This window comes from Pseudolysinimonas sp. (assembly GCF_031389465.1).
Taxonomy (GTDB): Bacteria; Actinomycetota; Actinomycetes; order Actinomycetales; family Microbacteriaceae; genus Pseudolysinimonas_A.
Map to the genome: position 1 here is coordinate 1 of NZ_JANMSQ010000316.1, position 14,533 is coordinate 14,533.

General features: G+C 68.6%; 15 protein-coding genes. 4 read left to right on the forward strand and 11 right to left on the reverse strand.

All coding sequences use genetic code 11. From position 1 onward, the window contains the following. From RMO30_RS12190 to RMO30_RS12230, 9 genes are all read right to left on the reverse strand, one after another. A partial coding sequence (locus tag RMO30_RS12190) for an NAD(P)-dependent oxidoreductase (protein WP_309713878.1) occupies positions 1–440 on the reverse strand: 440 nt, incomplete at its 3' end. Then, entirely contained in the window at positions 437–1,363 is a 927-nt protein-coding gene (locus RMO30_RS12195) for an ABC transporter permease (RefSeq protein WP_309713881.1), read from the reverse strand. The genes RMO30_RS12190 and RMO30_RS12195, both read right to left, overlap by 4 nt. Beyond that, the gene (locus RMO30_RS12200; RefSeq protein WP_309713884.1) at positions 1,353–2,099 is read right to left on the reverse strand and encodes an ABC transporter ATP-binding protein; all 747 of its coding nucleotides are present in this window, start codon (positions 2,097–2,099) and stop codon (positions 1,353–1,355) included. Before RMO30_RS12200 ends, RMO30_RS12195 begins: the two co-directional genes overlap by 11 nt. 3 nt (positions 2,100–2,102) lie before the next feature. After that, positions 2,103–3,182 (reverse strand): ABC transporter substrate-binding protein, encoded by a 1,080-nt coding sequence (locus RMO30_RS12205; RefSeq protein ID WP_309713886.1) that lies wholly within the window; start codon positions 3,180–3,182, stop codon positions 2,103–2,105. Between the two features lie 109 nt (positions 3,183–3,291). Beyond that, the gene (locus tag RMO30_RS12210; RefSeq protein WP_309713889.1) at positions 3,292–4,656 is read right to left on the reverse strand and encodes a GTP-binding protein; all 1,365 of its coding nucleotides are present in this window, start codon (positions 4,654–4,656) and stop codon (positions 3,292–3,294) included. Beyond that, positions 4,656–5,597, reverse strand: coding sequence for a sulfate adenylyltransferase subunit CysD (cysD, locus tag RMO30_RS12215; protein ID WP_397427939.1), 942 nt, complete (start codon positions 5,595–5,597; stop codon positions 4,656–4,658). The genes RMO30_RS12210 and cysD overlap by 1 nt, the downstream gene beginning before the upstream one ends. Continuing rightward, positions 5,579–6,310, reverse strand: a complete 732-nt coding sequence (locus RMO30_RS12220) for a phosphoadenylyl-sulfate reductase (protein WP_309713894.1) — start codon at positions 6,308–6,310, stop codon at positions 5,579–5,581. The genes cysD and RMO30_RS12220 overlap by 19 nt, the downstream gene beginning before the upstream one ends. Beyond that, the gene (locus tag RMO30_RS12225; RefSeq protein WP_309713897.1) at positions 6,307–8,016 is read right to left on the reverse strand and encodes a nitrite/sulfite reductase; all 1,710 of its coding nucleotides are present in this window, start codon (positions 8,014–8,016) and stop codon (positions 6,307–6,309) included. Before RMO30_RS12225 ends, RMO30_RS12220 begins: the two co-directional genes overlap by 4 nt. Positions 8,017–8,151: 135 nt before the next feature. Continuing rightward, complete coding sequence (locus RMO30_RS12230) at positions 8,152–8,865, reverse strand: CbiX/SirB N-terminal domain-containing protein (protein ID WP_309713900.1); 714 nt, start codon at positions 8,863–8,865, stop codon at positions 8,152–8,154. Between the two features lie 114 nt (positions 8,866–8,979). On the opposite strand from RMO30_RS12230, the gene RMO30_RS12235 reads away from it, so the two are divergent. Next, positions 8,980–11,142 carry an AAA family ATPase gene (locus RMO30_RS12235; RefSeq protein ID WP_309713901.1) on the forward strand — a complete coding sequence of 721 codons (2,163 nt, stop codon included), beginning with the start codon at positions 8,980–8,982 and terminating at the stop codon, positions 11,140–11,142. Here the strand turns inward: RMO30_RS12235 and RMO30_RS12240 are convergent. Further along, positions 11,139–12,137: an LLM class F420-dependent oxidoreductase gene (locus tag RMO30_RS12240; protein ID WP_309713904.1), complete on the reverse strand. Its 999-nt coding sequence runs from the start codon at positions 12,135–12,137 to the stop codon at positions 11,139–11,141. The two genes, RMO30_RS12235 and RMO30_RS12240, sit on opposite strands and share 4 nt — an antisense overlap. Positions 12,138–12,191: 54 nt before the next feature. Between RMO30_RS12240 and RMO30_RS12245 the strand changes: the two genes are divergently transcribed. Genes RMO30_RS12245 through RMO30_RS12255 form a run of 3 tightly spaced genes read left to right on the forward strand, consistent with a single transcriptional unit; the run spans position 12,192 to position 13,927 of the window. Further along, on the forward strand, positions 12,192–12,464 hold the full coding sequence (locus tag RMO30_RS12245) for a hypothetical protein (protein ID WP_309713907.1): 273 nt from the start codon (positions 12,192–12,194) through the stop codon (positions 12,462–12,464). Further along, entirely contained in the window at positions 12,461–12,874 is a 414-nt protein-coding gene (locus tag RMO30_RS12250) for a type II toxin-antitoxin system VapC family toxin (protein WP_309713910.1), read from the forward strand. The genes RMO30_RS12245 and RMO30_RS12250 overlap by 4 nt, the downstream gene beginning before the upstream one ends. Before the next feature lie 9 nt (positions 12,875–12,883). Continuing rightward, positions 12,884–13,927 carry a zinc-dependent alcohol dehydrogenase family protein gene (locus RMO30_RS12255; protein ID WP_309713913.1) on the forward strand — a complete coding sequence of 348 codons (1,044 nt, stop codon included), beginning with the start codon at positions 12,884–12,886 and terminating at the stop codon, positions 13,925–13,927. On the opposite strand, the gene RMO30_RS12260 is transcribed toward RMO30_RS12255, so the two are convergent. Then, positions 13,905–14,533, reverse strand: a 629-nt coding sequence (locus RMO30_RS12260; protein ID WP_309713915.1) for an MBL fold metallo-hydrolase, incomplete at its 5' end; no start/stop codon positions are given. The genes RMO30_RS12255 and RMO30_RS12260 overlap by 23 nt on opposite strands.

The window sequence follows — 14,533 nt, forward strand, 5'->3', positions numbered from 1 at the left end:
GTGGTCGCAATCGTGTCGCGAAGAGCCATCGCGCGGCGCGGGTCGCCGCCGGCGGAGACGCTGATCGTCAGGTCGTCACGCCTGGCCACTGCGGGCATCCAGGCGGTCGCCGCCCGGTGATCGGATGCGTTGACGCACCAGATGCGGGCGGCCGCCGCATCCGCGTCGACGAGCGCATCGACAGCCTCGACGCCCGTCGCCGTATGGACCAGCCAGGCACCGTCGAGGTCTCCCGTCGAATACCCCCGTTCGCGCCAGGTGACCGCACCGGTGCTCACGAGCGCGCGCAGTTCCGGGCCGGCTTCGGGAGCGATGACGGTGACGAGAGCACCGGCCAGCGCGAGACCGGATGCGCGCCGGGCTCCGACGGTGCCACCGCCGACGACGACGACCGCGCGACCCTCGAGCTGCAGTCCGATCGGGTACGGATTGGACCTCATCGCGCGCCCTCCGTGTGGAGCAGACCGCGGCCACGCAACAGGCGTCGCTCGATCGGCGCGAAGACGACGAGTTCGACCAGGATGCCGATCGCGAGGATGACGAGGATGGTTGTGAGCACCGCGGCGAGGTCGGCGAGCTCGCGACTCTGGTTCAGCATCGTGCCGAGGCCGAAACCGATGGTGCCGCCCGTCGTGATGATTTCGGCGGCCATGAGGGAGCGCCAGGAGAAGGCCCAGCCCTGCTTGAGGCCGGCGAAGTAGCCGGGCAGCGCAGCGGGCAGTACCACCAGAGTCGCCTGCTGAAAGCGCGAAGCTCCCAGCACGATGCCGACACGGCGGAGCTGCGGTGGCACCTGGTCGATCCCCGAGACGAGTCCGTTGGCGATCGAGGGCGCCGCACCCATGAGCACGACGAAGTAGGCCGTGGCGTCGGTGAGCCCGAACCAGAGAATGGCCGCAGGCACCCAGGCGACCGAGGGCAGAACTTGCAGTCCCGAGACGAGCGGGCCGAGAGCGCGACGGACGAGTCGGACCTCTGCGAGGAGCAGGCCGATCGGAGTCCCGACGACCACCGCGATCAAGAAGCCGAGCACGCCGCGCTCGAGGCTCGTGGCCACGGCCAGCTGAACCCGGCCGGCTTCCCAGGCTGCGCCGAATGCGTTCGCAACCGCGAGCGGGCCGGGAAACAGGTCGGGGCGTGGGGCGGCGACGACGACGTAGAGCTGCCACGCAGCCACGAGGAGGATGAGCAGCAGGACGGGAGGGAGTACCCCGTCCAAGAAGCGGCGCCAGCTGCGCTTCTTGGTGAGGGCGACGGTCTGGAGCGCGTCGAGCCCCGCCTCGAGCGCGCGGAGATCGCTTGCCGGGCCAGCGGATTCGGGGCGGGCAGGCGCCGCCTTCTCGAGAGTGCGCTCACGCGGCATTGCGGCGTATCTCCTTCCGCAAGTGGTCGGTGATCTCGATCGCCAGACGCGAGACCTCGGGCGACTCGATCCGGCGGTTACCGGTGTCGGTCACTCTCCACTCGTTGGCGATCCGGCCGGGCCGAGTCGACATGAGCAGCACGCGCTGGCCGAGCCGCGCGGCTTCCCGCACGTTGTGGGTGACGAAGACGATCGTGCGACCGGTCCGACGCCAGACGAGCTCCAGCTCCTCGTGCAGCAGATCGCGGGTGATGGCGTCCAGCGCGGCGAACGGCTCGTCCATGAGGAGTACTGGGCGATCCTGGGCGAGCGAGCGAGCGAGCGCAACGCGCTGCCGCATTCCCCCGGAGAGTTCATGCGGGCGCCTGTCGGCGGCATCCGCGAGGCTCACGAGGTCGAGCAACTCGAGGGCTTGCGATCGACGAAGCTCGCGAGGGACCCCCCGCAAGCGCAGCGCGAGCTCGACGTTGCGTCGAGCGGAGAGCCACGGGAAGAGTGCCGCGTCCTGGAACATGACGGCGGCACTCCCGCTGGCGACCGTCACGGATCCGGTCGTCGGACGCTCCAGTCCCGCGATGATGTTCAACAGGGTCGACTTGCCGCATCCGGATGCCCCGAGCAGGCACACGAACTCGCCCGGTTCGATCCTGAGGGTGATGTCGTCGAGGACGAGAGGCCCAGCGTCGCCGAAGCGCTTGCCGAGCGCTTCCGTCGAGATGGCGGGCTGCGCACTCATCGTCTACTCCTTGCCGAGTCCGTGTGCCGAGACCGGGTCCGCGCCGGCAGCGCGCAGGATCTCGTTGAGCAGCCCGAAGTCGAAGAGGCCGTCGATGTTGCCGCCGGTGCCCGTTCCGGCCGCAACCGCGTGGTCGACCAGCACGGGGAAGGTATCTGCGGCCGGGTCGACCGAGAATGCGACGGCGGTGAGGGCCGCGGCGATCACATCGTCCGCAAGCGCCTTGCCCGTGTCGGCGGTCAGGCGGGCGTTGATCGCGGCAGCGGTCTCATCCGGGTTCTCGGTGAGCCAGGTGATGGCATCGACGTGTCCCTCGAGGAGCGCCCGCACGGTCTGCGGGTGTTCGGCGAGGAAGGTCTTGTTCACCAGCAGCACTGTCGTGGGGAAGATCCCGTCCTCCCAGAGCTCGGCCTCGTCGAGCAGCACGTGCGCACCGCCTTCGATCACCAGGCGGGAGACCCAGGGCTCGGGCAGCCAGGCGCCGTCGAGCTGACCCGACTGGAACAAGGCGAAGGTGTCGGCGTTCTCCGTCGGCGTGATGGTCACGTCTCCGCTGCCTTCGGTCGTCGTCTCGAACCCTTCGCCGGCGAGCCAGGAGCGAAGCGCGACATCCTGGGTGTTGCCGAGTTGCGGAGTCGCGAGCCTCGTGCCCGCCAGATCGGCCGGACTGTCGATGCCGTCACGGACCACGAGCGCTGCGCCTCCGGTCGTGGCACCGGCCACGACGACGGCCGACGCGCCACCACTCCTGATGAAGGTGTTGATCGCGGGGCTCGGGCCGATGTACGCGGCGTCGATGGCGCCCGCACTGATCGCCTCGATCGTGGCGGGACCGGCGTTGAAAAGCTCGGTGGTGAGAGTGGTGTCTCCGAGTGCGTCCTCGAAGAACCCCTGCTCGAGCCCGACCAGGGCGGGGGCGTGGGTCACGTTGGCGAAATAGCCGAGGCGGAGTTCGTCGGCGGGAGAGGTGCTCGCCTCACCCGCGGGGGTGACTGCCGCGCAGCCGGTCACCAGCGTGGCGGCGGCGATCAGGGCGGTCGAGGCCACAAGGGCGCGACGAGTGACGAGGGTCCGACGAGTCACGCGCGAGGAGCCTTTCGGGGATGCAGAAGAGGTACGCGCCACAGTAGGTGCGTCGTCTCGCCCCGGCGAAAGGACCGTGTCATCTGTCGTCATGGGCGGTAAAAGAACCTCACGCATCGTCAGATTCCGTAACCGAAGTCGGTGCCAGGACGATCGCGGCGGCGAGCGTCGCGCCATCCTGAGGGTCGATGACGAGAAAGGCGCCGGACCGGCGGTTTTCGGCGTACGCCTCGAGCGGGAGGGCGGAGGCGAGTCGCAGCGTGGCCTCCCCGATGTCGTTGACGGAGAGTCCGGTCGCGGGTTCCAGGGCGAGCGTGTCGAGGTCGCGTCGACCGGTGATCTCGCTCACGATCGCCTGAAGGGTCGCCGTGCCGAACTTGACGAGAACGCGGGCTCCGGGGTGCAGAGGCCGCGGATCCAGCCAGAACAGCGCCGCGGTCACGTCGCGGCTGAGGCGGGGCAACGACCCGGCGGAGGCGATGACCGCTCCCCTCGTGATGTCGAACTCGTCGGCGAGCCGGATCGCGACCGACTGGGGCGTGGTCGCCTCGTCGAGGGAGTCGCCAGCGAAGTCGATGCCGGTGACGACCGTCGAAGCGCCTCCCGGGAACACGCTCACCGCGTCGCCGACCCGCACCGTTCCTGAAGCGATCTGACCGGCATACGCCCGATAGTCGCGGTACTCGTCCACCGCCGTCGGGGGTACCGTGACGCCACCCTGAGGGCGGATGACGAGCTGGACCGGCAGCCGGAACGAGTCGAAGTCGGCCTCGAGCTCATCGGTCGACGGGAGGGTCTCGAGGAGCTCGAGTAGGCTCGGGCCCTCGTACCACGGGGTGCGAGTCGAGCGCCCGACGATGTTGTCCCCCTGGAGCGCGGAGACCGGGATCACGTGGACCGCACCGAGCCCGAGGTCGTCGGTCACCGCGAGAACGTCGGCCTCGACATCTTCGAACGCGGTCTGGTCGTAGTCGAGCAGATCGATCTTGTTCACGGCGACGATGACGTGCGGAACCCGGAGAAGGTGGATGACCGACAGGTGACGCCGGGTCTGCTCCAGCACCCCGTTGCGCCCGTCGATGAGAACGACGACGGCGTCAGCCGTGGTCGCGCCGGTCACCATGTTGCGGGTGTACTGAACGTGGCCGGGGCAGTCGGCGAGGATGAACGACCGGCTCCTGGTGGAGAAATAGCGGTACGCGACATCGATCGTGATGCCCTGTTCGCGCTCCGCACGCAGGCCATCCGTGAGCAACGCAAAGTCGATCCCGCCGCCCGCCCCGCCGAACCCGCGCTCGGCGGAGGTGCGGGTGACCGAGTCGAGCTGGTCGGCAAGAATCGACTTCGAGTCGTGCAGGAGGCGGCCGACGAGCGTCGACTTCCCGTCGTCGACCGAGCCCGCCGTCGCGAACCGGAACAGGGTCGTGAGGGGGGGACGATCGAGCACATCGTCACCGCCACGTACAGCGGTCATCAGAAGTATCCGTCTCGCTTGCGGTCTTCCATGGCAGCCTCCGAAAGCCGGTCGTCCGCCCTCGTCGCCCCGCGCTCGGTGACCGTCGTCTGGGTGATCTCGCGAACGACCGCGTGCACGCTCGCAGCATCCGATTCGACGGCACCCGTGCAGCTCATGTCGCCGACCGTGCGGTAGCGAACGGTACGAACCTCGACCCGCTCGTCGGCAGCGGGGAGGGAGACCGGGCTGACGGCGCGCCACATGCCGTCGCGGCGGTAGACCTCGCGCTCGTGGGCGTAGTAGAGCGGCGGCAGCTCGATGCCCTCGCGCTCGATGTAGCGCCAGACGTCGAGCTCGGTCCAATTGCTGATGGGGAACACTCGCAAGTGCTGACCGACCGTGTGGCGCCCGTTGTAGAGGTTCCAGAGCTCGGGGCGCTGGTTGCGCGGGTCCCACTGGCCGAACTCGTCGCGCAGCGACAGGATGCGTTCCTTCGCGCGCGCCTTGTCCTCGTCGCGTCGGGCACCGCCGAAGACCGCGTCGTGGCGCCCGGCGGCGATGGCGTCGAGCAGGGGCCGGGTCTGCAGCGGATTGCGGGTTCCGTCTGCTCGCTCCTGGAGGCGCCCGTCATCGATGTAGTCCTGCACGAGCGCGGTTTCGAGTCGCACGCCGAACCGTTCGGCGGTCGCGTCTCGGAAGGCGAGGACCTCAGGAAAGTTGTGACCGGTGTCGACGTGCAGGAGCGAGAACGGCACACTGCCCGGCCAGAAGGCCTTCGCCGCGAGGTGCAGCACGACCACGGAGTCCTTGCCGCCCGAGAACAACAGCGTCGGCCGCTCGAACTCGGCGGCCACCTCGCGGATGATGTGCACGGCCTCGCTCTCCAGGCGATCGAGCGTCGAGAGGCGTCGGTCGGTGAGCGGGGCCGTGGCGGGCCCGCTCACGAGTGCAGCCCGCATTCGGTCTTCGTCAGTCCGGCCCAGCGGCCCGCGCGCGGGTCTTCGCCCTCGGCGACCGGTCGGGTGCAGGGGGCGCATCCGATCGAGGGGTAGCCGTTCGACATGAGCAGGTTCACCGGCACCTCGTGCTGGCCGGCGTAGTCGAGCAGTTGGTCGAAGGTCCAGGCGGCGAGCGGGTTGATCTTCACGAGGCCGTTGCGCTCGTCCCAGGCGACGAGCGGGGTGTTGGCGCGCGTCGGCGCCTCCTCGCGCCGCACCCCGGTGAACCACGCCTCGTAGCGCGCGAGCGACTTCTGTAGCGGTTCGACCTTGCGCAGGGCGCAGCACAGGGTGGGGTCGCGGCTGAACAGCTCCGCGCCGTGCTCGGCGTCTTGTTCGGCGACGGTCTTCGCGGGGAGCACGTCGACGACGCGCACATCGAGCGCGCGCGCGACTTCGTTCCGCGCCGCGTAGGTCTCCGGGAAGTGGTATCCCGTGTCGAGGAACAGCACGTCCACTCCGGGGATTTGCTGCGACACCACATGCGGCAGCACGGCGTCGGCCATCGAGCAGGCGACCGCTACGGTGCTCGTGTCGAAGTTGGCGGCGACCCAGGCGACGACCTGTTCGGCGTCGGCCTCAGCCAATTCGACGGAGCCCGCCTCGGCGAGAGCCCGCAGTTCGTCATGGGTTCGCAGCCGCGGCGCGGAGGCCTCGGTGACACTGGCGTTCACTGCAGGGCTCCTTCTTCGGCCCGGTGGGCCCAGCTCGCGAAAGTCTCGCCGTTCTCGCGATCCTCGAGGAAGCGCAGCACGAGGCGCTCGACGTAGTCGGGCAGGTTGGCCGCAGTGACCTTGAGGCCGCGGATGGTGCGGCCGAGTCCGGCCTCGTTGCGATCCTGGGAGGCAAGCCCGCCGCCGAGATGTACCTGGAAGCCAGGTTCCTGGCCGCCCTTTCCGTCCGGCAGGAGTTGCCCCTTGAGGCCGATGTCTGCCGTCTGGATGCGTGCGCAGGAGTTCGGGCATCCGTTGACGTGCAGGCTGATCGCCTGAGGAACATCGATGCCGGCCAGCCGCTTCTCGAGCTCGAGGACGGCCGCGGTGGCCGCCTGCTTGGTCTCGACGATCGCGAGCTTGCAGAACTCCAGGCCGGTGCAGGCGATTGTGGAGCGTCGGAACAGGCTGGGACGGGCTGAGAGGCCCAGCTCGTCGAGCGCGGTGATGAGCGGCTCGACGTTCTCTTCCGGCACGTCGAGCACCACCAATTTCTGGTGCGGGGTGGTGCGGAGCCGGGTCGACCCGTGTTGCTCGAGCAGGTCGGCGAGGCGGGTGAGGATCGTGCCGGACACCCGGCCGACGACGGGCGTCACCCCGATATAGAAGCGGCCGTCCCGTTGGGGGTGGACACCGACGTGATCGCCCGGTGTTGTCGGAGTCGGCGCCGGTGGACCATCCGGAAGGGCACGACCGAGATATTCCGTCTCGAGGATGTCCCGGAACTTGGCGGGACCCCAGTCGGCGAGCAGAAACTTGAGCCGCGCCTTCGCGCGCAGCCGACGGTAGCCGTAGTCGCGGAAGATCGCGGTGACGCCGTACCACACGTCGGCAACCGCATCGGGGGCGACGAACACGCCGAGGCGTTCGCCGAGACGCGGAGCGGTCGAGAGGCCGCCGCCGACCCAGAGGTCGTAGCCGATTCCCAGCTCGGGATGTTCGACCGCGACGAAACCCACGTCGTTGATCTCGTGCACAACGTCTTGGCTCGGGTGCCCGGTGATGGCTGTCTTGAACTTTCGTGGAAGGTTCGCGAGCTCGGGGTCGCCGATGTACTTCGCGGTGATCTCAGCAATGGCATCGGTCGGGTCGATGAGCTCGTCGGCGGCGATTCCGGCCACTGGAGAGCCAAGGACCACGCGGGGGACGTCGCCGCAGGCTTCGGTGGTGCCGAGGCCCACCGCCTCGAGTCGACGCCAGATCTCGGGGACGTCTTCGACGCGCACCCAGTGCAACTGCACGTTCTGGCGGTCGGTGAGGTCGGCGCTGTCTCGAGCGAACGTCGTGGAGATCGTGCCGATGACCCGCAGCTGCTCGGTGGTCAGCTGGCCGCCGTCGATGCGGATCCGCATCATGAAGAACTTGTCCTCGAGCTCGTGCGGCTCGAGGGTCGCGGTTTTGCCGCCGTCGATCCCGGGCTTGCGCTGGGTGTAGAGGCCCCACCAGCGAAAGCGGCCGTGCAGATCGGTACCGTCGATGGAGTCGAAACCCTGTCGGGAATAGATCGTCTCGATCCGCTCGCGCACGGCGAGCCCGCCATCTTCCTGCTTCCAGACTTCATTGGCGTTGAGCGGAGCGGTTCCGTCGATTTTCCATTGCCCGTGGGGACGGGTTTCGGGGCGCGGCTCGCGGACGAGCGCCGCGACGTCGCTCGGGTTCTGCGACATTGATCTCCCCCCTTCGTTCGACATGGGTGACCACCCTCGGGGCAACGTATCCGCGGTGTGTCACCGTCGCCAATGCGAACGTCACGGACCGTCATGCAAGGTAGCGTTGCGCAACAACCGCATGACCTGCGGAGGTCAGATCACGGAGTTCGCAACGTGGTAGCGGTCGACGACGAGGTCGACGATGTGCTGCGGAGCGGGTTCGTCCGGCGTGAGGATGGGGGCCGTCGTCGCGTCCCCTCCCGCGGCTTCCGCGAGCTGCTGGAAGTAGCCGGGCGCGAGGAGGTAGCTGCTGACGACGATCCGGCTGCCGGGATGAGCCGCACGAGTGCTGGTGATCGCCTCGTCGAGGCGGGGTTCGACCGCGGCGAGGAAGCCGATCGTGACCTTCCGGCGCACGGCGAGCGCCAGTCGTTCCGCGATGACGTGGCAGTCGGCGACTGCCCGGGGATCGCTCGACCCGGCGACCGCGAGCACGAGTTCGTCACCGATGCCGAAATCCACCGCCGCCAACCGGGCTCGCAGCACCTGCACGAGACGGTCGTCGGGACCGAGAGGATGCGCGAGCGTCACCCGGCGCCCGGTCTCGGCCGCGACCGCTTTCGCGAGGTCGACGTGGACGTGGTACCCCGCCGAAAGCAGTAGCGGCACGATGATCGCGGCCCGACCGGGTTCGAGTGCCGCGAGAGTCTCTGCGGTGTCGGGGTGCTGCACGTCGACGAAGCCTTGTGCGACGATCAATTCGGGATGGGCCCGGGAGGTCGCCTCGAGCAGGCCGGCCACCGCGCGCTGCCCCTCCTCGGAGGACGTTCCATGGGAGATGCCGACGAGGGCCGGGGCGGGCGTCATCCTGCAATTGTCGCGCGTCGCGGGCGAGCGATGTGGCGACGGATCGATCTAGCGTCACCGAGGATCACGACATAGACTTGAGCCACCTCCACTCAACTTCGGAAACGGTCGCGAATGGCAAACATGCAGGGCGCTCCGACCTCGGGGCAGCAGGAGGAGCAGAAGACCGCTCTCCAGCAGTACGGCATCAACCTCACCGAGATCGCCAAGAGCGGCAAGCTCGACCCGGTGATCGGTCGGGATGCCGAGATCCGCCGCATCAGCCAAGTGCTGACCCGGCGCACCAAGAACAACCCGGTGCTCATCGGTGAGCCCGGCGTCGGCAAGACCGCTGTCGTCGAAGGGCTCGCGCAGCGCATCGTCGCGGGGGATGTCGCCGACTCGCTGAAGGATAAGCAACTGGTCTCGCTCGACCTCGCCGCACTCGTCGCGGGCGCGAAGTACCGCGGCGAATTCGAGGAGCGGCTCAAGGCCGTGCTCAAGGAGATCAACGAGTCCGAGGGTCAGGTCATCACGTTCATCGACGAGCTGCACACCCTCATGGGCGCGGGCGGCGGCGAAGGATCGGTCGCGGCGGCGAACATGCTCAAGCCGATGCTCGCGCGCGGAGAGCTGCGCATGATCGGCGCGACGACGCTCAACGAGTACCGCGAGTACATCGAGAAGGATGCCGCCCTCGAGCGGCGCTTCCAGCAGGTGTACGTCGGCGAACCGAGCGTCGAAGACACCGTCGCGATCCTGCGCGGACTCAAGGAGCGATACGAAGCCCACCACAAGGTGACGATCGCCGACAGCGCCCTCGTGGCGGCGGCATCCCTCTCCAACCGCTACATCACCTCCCGCCAGCTGCCCGACAAGGCGATCGACCTGATCGATGAAGCGGCGAGCCGGCTGAAGATGGAGATCGACTCGAACCCGGTCGAAATCGACGAACTCAAGCGCGCCGTCGACCGGCTCAAGATCGAAGAGCTCGCGCTCAAGAAAGAGAAGGATGCGGCGTCGAAGGCGCGGCTCGAGAAGCTGCGGGCCGACATGGCCGAGCGGGAGTCGCAGCTCGGGCATTTGCAGACGCGGTGGCTCGCCGAGAAGGCGTCCCTGCACTCCGTCGGCGACCTGAAGACCCAGCTCAACGACGCGCGCATCGAGCTCGACCGCGCGATGCGCGAAGGCGACTACCAGAAGGCGTCGAAGCTCAACTACGAGACGATCCCCGGCATCGAGACCCGGCTGCAGTCCGCTGAGGAGGCTGAGCAGACCGGGCCGCGCATGGTCAGCGACCAGGTCACCGACGAAGACATCGCCGCGGTCGTGGCGGCCTGGACCGGCATCCCGGTCGACAAGCTCAAGCAGGGCGAGACCGAGAAGCTGCTGAACCTCGAAGGCGAGCTGGCCAAGCGGCTGATCGGCCAGAAGGATGCCGTCCGCGCCGTGTCAGAAGCAGTGCGGCGCTCGCGGGCCGGCATCTCCGACCCCGACCGGCCGACCGGCTCGTTCCTCTTCCTCGGCCCGACCGGCGTCGGCAAGACCGAACTCGCGAAGGCGCTCGCCGAGTACCTGTTCGACGACGAGAAGGCTCTCGTACGCATCGACATGTCGGAGTACGGCGAGAAGTTCGCGGTCTCGCGGTTGCTCGGCGCCCCTCCCGGCTATGTCGGCTACGAGCAAGGCGGGCAGCTCACCGAAGCGGTGCGCCGCCGCCCGTACTCGGTTATCCTGCTCGACGAGGTCGAGAAGGCGCATCCGGAAGTCTTCGACGTGCTGCTGCAGGTGCTCGATGACGGCCGGCTCACCGACGGCCAGGGGCGCACGGTCGACTTCCGCAACACGATCCTCGTGCTGACCTCGAACCTTGGGTCGCAGATCCTCGTCGACACCGACCTGCCGTGGGACCAGCGACGCGCCGCCGTGCAAGACCTTGTGCGCCAGGCGTTCAAGCCGGAGTTCGTGAACCGTCTCGACGACATCGTGGTGTTCTCGCCGCTGACGACTGACGACCTCGGCCAGATCGTCTCGCTCTACATCGATCGCCTCGAGAAGCGGCTCGCCGAACGGCGGCTGCAACTCGCGGTCACCCCCGAAGCGCGGTCGTGGCTCGCCGAGCGCGGCTTCGACCCGGTCTACGGGGCGCGTCCGCTGCGCCGGCTCATGCAGCACGAGATCGACGACCGGCTCGCCCGCGCCCTCCTCGCCGGAGACATCCGAGACGGCGACACCGTACGGGTCGACCTCGCGGGCGACGAGCTCACCGTTTCGCGGATGGAGAGCGCCGCCGCTTAGGCGAGAGCCGGGATGACCTCGCGCTCGAACAGCTCGACGCCTGAACGGTCGTAGGCGGACTCGGGGAAGTAGTGGATCGAGTAGCCCAGACCGAGGTCACGGCGCTCGGCGAGGATGTCGACGAGCTGGTCGGGCGTTCCGGCGATCGCTTGAGCTGCGCCGGGTTCCCGATATTGCGCGACGACATCGGCGGTGCGTCGGGCGCCGAGGTGCGGCAGGAGGCGGGCCTCGACGGCGTCGATTCGGTCGCGCACCTCCGCTTCGGTCGAGCCGATGATCGTGTTGAAGTTGCTCGAGCGAGTGATCGCATCGAAGTCGGTGCCGTGCTTCTGGCAGTGGCCGCGCAGCAGCTCGCTCTTGCGGGCGAACTCCTCCGCTCCGCCGTTGAAGTTCGTGTAGCGCGCGTGCTGCGCGGCGATCCGCAGCGTCACTTTCTCGCCACCGCCGGCGATCCACAGCGGGATGCCGCCGTCCTGCACCGGCAGCGGACGCACGATGGCACCCGACACGTCGTAGTGCTCACCCTGTAGCGTCGCGGTGCCCGTCTCCCAGGCCTGCCGCATGATCTGCACCCCCTGGTCGAGCATGCGCAACCGCTCCGGCGCCTCGGGGAAGCCATAGCCGTACGCGCGCCACTCGTGCTCGTACCAGCCGGCGCCGATGCCCATCTCGAGCCGCCCTCCCGACACGTGATCGACGGTCGCCGCGACCTTCGCCAGGTGCACCGGGTTGCGGTACGCCATGCACGTGCACATCTGGCCGAGCCGGATGCGGTCGGTCACTGCCGCGAACGCCGCCATGAGCGTCCACGCCTCGTGCGTCGCCTCCTCGCTCGGCACGGGAGTCGTGTGGAAGTGGTCGTAGACCCACAGTGACTCCCACGGCCCAGCCTCCGCGGCGAGCGCGAGACCCTTCATGGTCGCCCAGTGCTCCTCCGGCGGGATGCCGACCAGGTCGAAGCGCCAGCCCTGTGGAACGAAGATGCCGAATCTCATGCCTCGAAGCTACTTCCCTCATGTGCACGCGAATATGCAGGCTAAACTGGTTGCATGGTGGCCATCCAGGTGCGCGGGGTTTCCGCCGCTGTGCGCGACGCTCTCGCCGCAGAGGCCGACGCGCGGGGTCAGTCGCTGCAGGTGTTCCTCTCCGAGGTGCTGGAGCGCGAGGCGAGGTTGGCCCGCAACCGTGCCTGGCTGAAGCGCACGCGGGATAACCCGATCGCTCGCATCGCCGCTGACGAGAGTTCCGCTGACCTCATCCGACGGCAGCGCGACGAGCGCACGCAGCAGATTCTCGACGCGTTGAGCGGGTCAACCGCGTGACGATCGCCGTAGACGCTTCGGCCGCGATCGAGTACCTCGTGGCGACCGACGCGCTCCTACGCGACGCGGTCGTCGACGGCATCGCAGGCGATCCGCACTGGGTCGTTCCCGAGCACTTTGTGCTCGAGACGGTGAACGGCCTTCGGGGTCGATGGCTGGGCGGGCATCTCAGCCAGGACGAGTTCGGGTCAGCAGTCACTGTTCTCGCCGAGTTCGAGTTCGATGTCTGGCCGACCGCCGCACTTCTGCCCCGCGTGGTGCAGCTCGCGGCGAACGCGACCAGCTACGACGCGGCGTACCTCGCGCTCGCCGAGGAATTGAACTGTCCACTCGTGACGGCTGACGCGAAGCTGGCGCGAGTGCCTGGTATCCGGTGCCGAATCGTCGGAGCGGGTCAGCCATCGGAGTAGCGTCGAGAGATGCACGCGACGCTCCTTCACGGTGACCACGACATCCGCTTCGAAGAGGTGCCCGACCCGGTTCTGCTGACCGGAGACGACGCGATCGTGCGGGTCGTCGCGGCGTGCGTGTGCGGGTCGGACCTCTGGCCGTACCGCGGGGTGACCCGGGCGACCGGCCGCATCGGCCACGAGTTCGTCGGCATCGTCGAGCAGGTCGGCGCCGCCGTCGCTCAGGTGAGGGTCGGCGATTTCGTGATCGCGCCGTTCTACGTCTGCGACATGACCTGCGTGAACTGCCGCAACGGCTTCTCGACCTCGTGCCTGCAGGGCAGCTGGTGGGGTGGCGACGACCGCACGGGGCACCCAGCGGACGGCGGGCAGGGCGAGCTGATCCGGGTTCCGCTGGCCGACGGCACGCTCGCGGTCGTGCCCGGACCGGTGGATGACGCACTCATCCCGCACCTGTTGACGCTCTCCGACGTGATGGGCACCGGTCACCATGCCGCGGTCTCGGCCGGGGTGCAGAAGGGTGACACCGTCGTGGTCGTCGGCGACGGAGCGGTGGGTCTGTGCGGCGTGCTCGCGGCATCCCGTCTGGGCGCGAGCCGAATCGTCGCAATGTCGAGGCACGAGTCGCGCGCCGCTCTTGCGCACGAGTTCGGGGCGACGGATGTCGTTGCCGAACGCGGCGAGGACGGCATCCGGGTCATCCAGGAGATGTTCGACGGTGTCGGCGCCGACCGGGTACTTGAGTGCGTCGGCACCGAGGAGTCGATGCGGCAGGCGCTGGGCTCCGCGCGGCCCGGCGGTCAGGTCGGTTTCGTCGGGGTGCCCAACGGAGGACCCGAACTGCCGATGAGGAAGCTGTTCAGCTCCAACGTAGGCGTACGCGGCGGCGTTGCCCCGGTGCGCAACTACATCGCCGAGCTGTTGCCCGAGGTACTCGACGGCCGGTTGCGGCCAGGCACGGTGTTCGACCTCGAACTCCCGCTCGCAGAGGTCGCGGAAGCCTATGCGGCGATGGACGATCGCCGCTCGATCAAGGTACTGCTTCGGCCCTAGCCCGATGCAGGTGGCGCAGATGCATCTCGGTCTGAGCCAGCGCGGACAGCCGCAGGAAGCCGGCCAGGTTCTGCCACCCGTCCGTCCACTCCACTCGGGATGCGACATCCCACACGGTGGCGCCGGGGGCGGCGGTCGCGATCCCGGCGATCTCGGCACTCCGCCGGCGATGCCGGTCGGCGATCTGACCGGACCGGACGGCGAGCCCCCGGAACCGGTAGCCGTGACCTGGGCAGACCTCGGTGTCGTCGTAGGCGGCGACCCGGGCGTACGAGTCGAGGGCCGCGCCGATCGGATCATCGTCGGGCGTGAAGCCCCCGAGCCCCAGCCCCGGGTTGATTGTCGGCAGCACGTGGTCGCCGCTGAAGAAGAGCCCGCCGGTCTTGTCGTGCAGGCAGATCGACCCCGCGGTGTGGCCGGGGGTGTGAACCACGCGCACGTCGCGACCCGGGATGTCGAGCGAGTCGCCATCCTCGAGCACGACGTCCGCAGTGACCCCTGACGGTTCGGATCGCGGCGTGACTTCCGCAGCGAGGGCCGCGATGTGCTCCGCCGGCACACCCCAGCGGACGATCGTGGCCTCGGGGTCGGGATACATCGGTCGAG

What these genes read in the sequence shown, in the direction of transcription:
- RMO30_RS12195 (WP_309713881.1), bottom strand. Translation starts at nt 1,363, where the DNA reads ATGCCGCGTGAGCGCACTCTCGAGAAGGCGGCGCCTGCCCGCCCCGAA.
- RMO30_RS12200 (WP_309713884.1), bottom strand. Translation starts at nt 2,099, where the DNA reads ATGAGTGCGCAGCCCGCCATCTCGACGGAAGCGCTCGGCAAGCGCTTC.
- RMO30_RS12210 (WP_309713889.1), bottom strand. Translation starts at nt 4,656, where the DNA reads ATGACCGCTGTACGTGGCGGTGACGATGTGCTCGATCGTCCCCCCCTC.
- cysD (WP_397427939.1), bottom strand. Translation starts at nt 5,597, where the DNA reads ATGCGGGCTGCACTCGTGAGCGGGCCCGCCACGGCCCCGCTCACCGAC.
- RMO30_RS12225 (WP_309713897.1), bottom strand. Translation starts at nt 8,016, where the DNA reads ATGTCGCAGAACCCGAGCGACGTCGCGGCGCTCGTCCGCGAGCCGCGC.
- RMO30_RS12230 (WP_309713900.1), bottom strand. Translation starts at nt 8,865, where the DNA reads ATGACGCCCGCCCCGGCCCTCGTCGGCATCTCCCATGGAACGTCCTCC.
- RMO30_RS12235 (WP_309713901.1), top strand. Translation starts at nt 8,980, where the DNA reads ATGGCAAACATGCAGGGCGCTCCGACCTCGGGGCAGCAGGAGGAGCAG.
- RMO30_RS12240 (WP_309713904.1), bottom strand. Translation starts at nt 12,137, where the DNA reads ATGAGATTCGGCATCTTCGTTCCACAGGGCTGGCGCTTCGACCTGGTC.
- RMO30_RS12245 (WP_309713907.1), top strand. Translation starts at nt 12,192, where the DNA reads ATGGTGGCCATCCAGGTGCGCGGGGTTTCCGCCGCTGTGCGCGACGCT.
- RMO30_RS12255 (WP_309713913.1), top strand. Translation starts at nt 12,884, where the DNA reads ATGCACGCGACGCTCCTTCACGGTGACCACGACATCCGCTTCGAAGAG.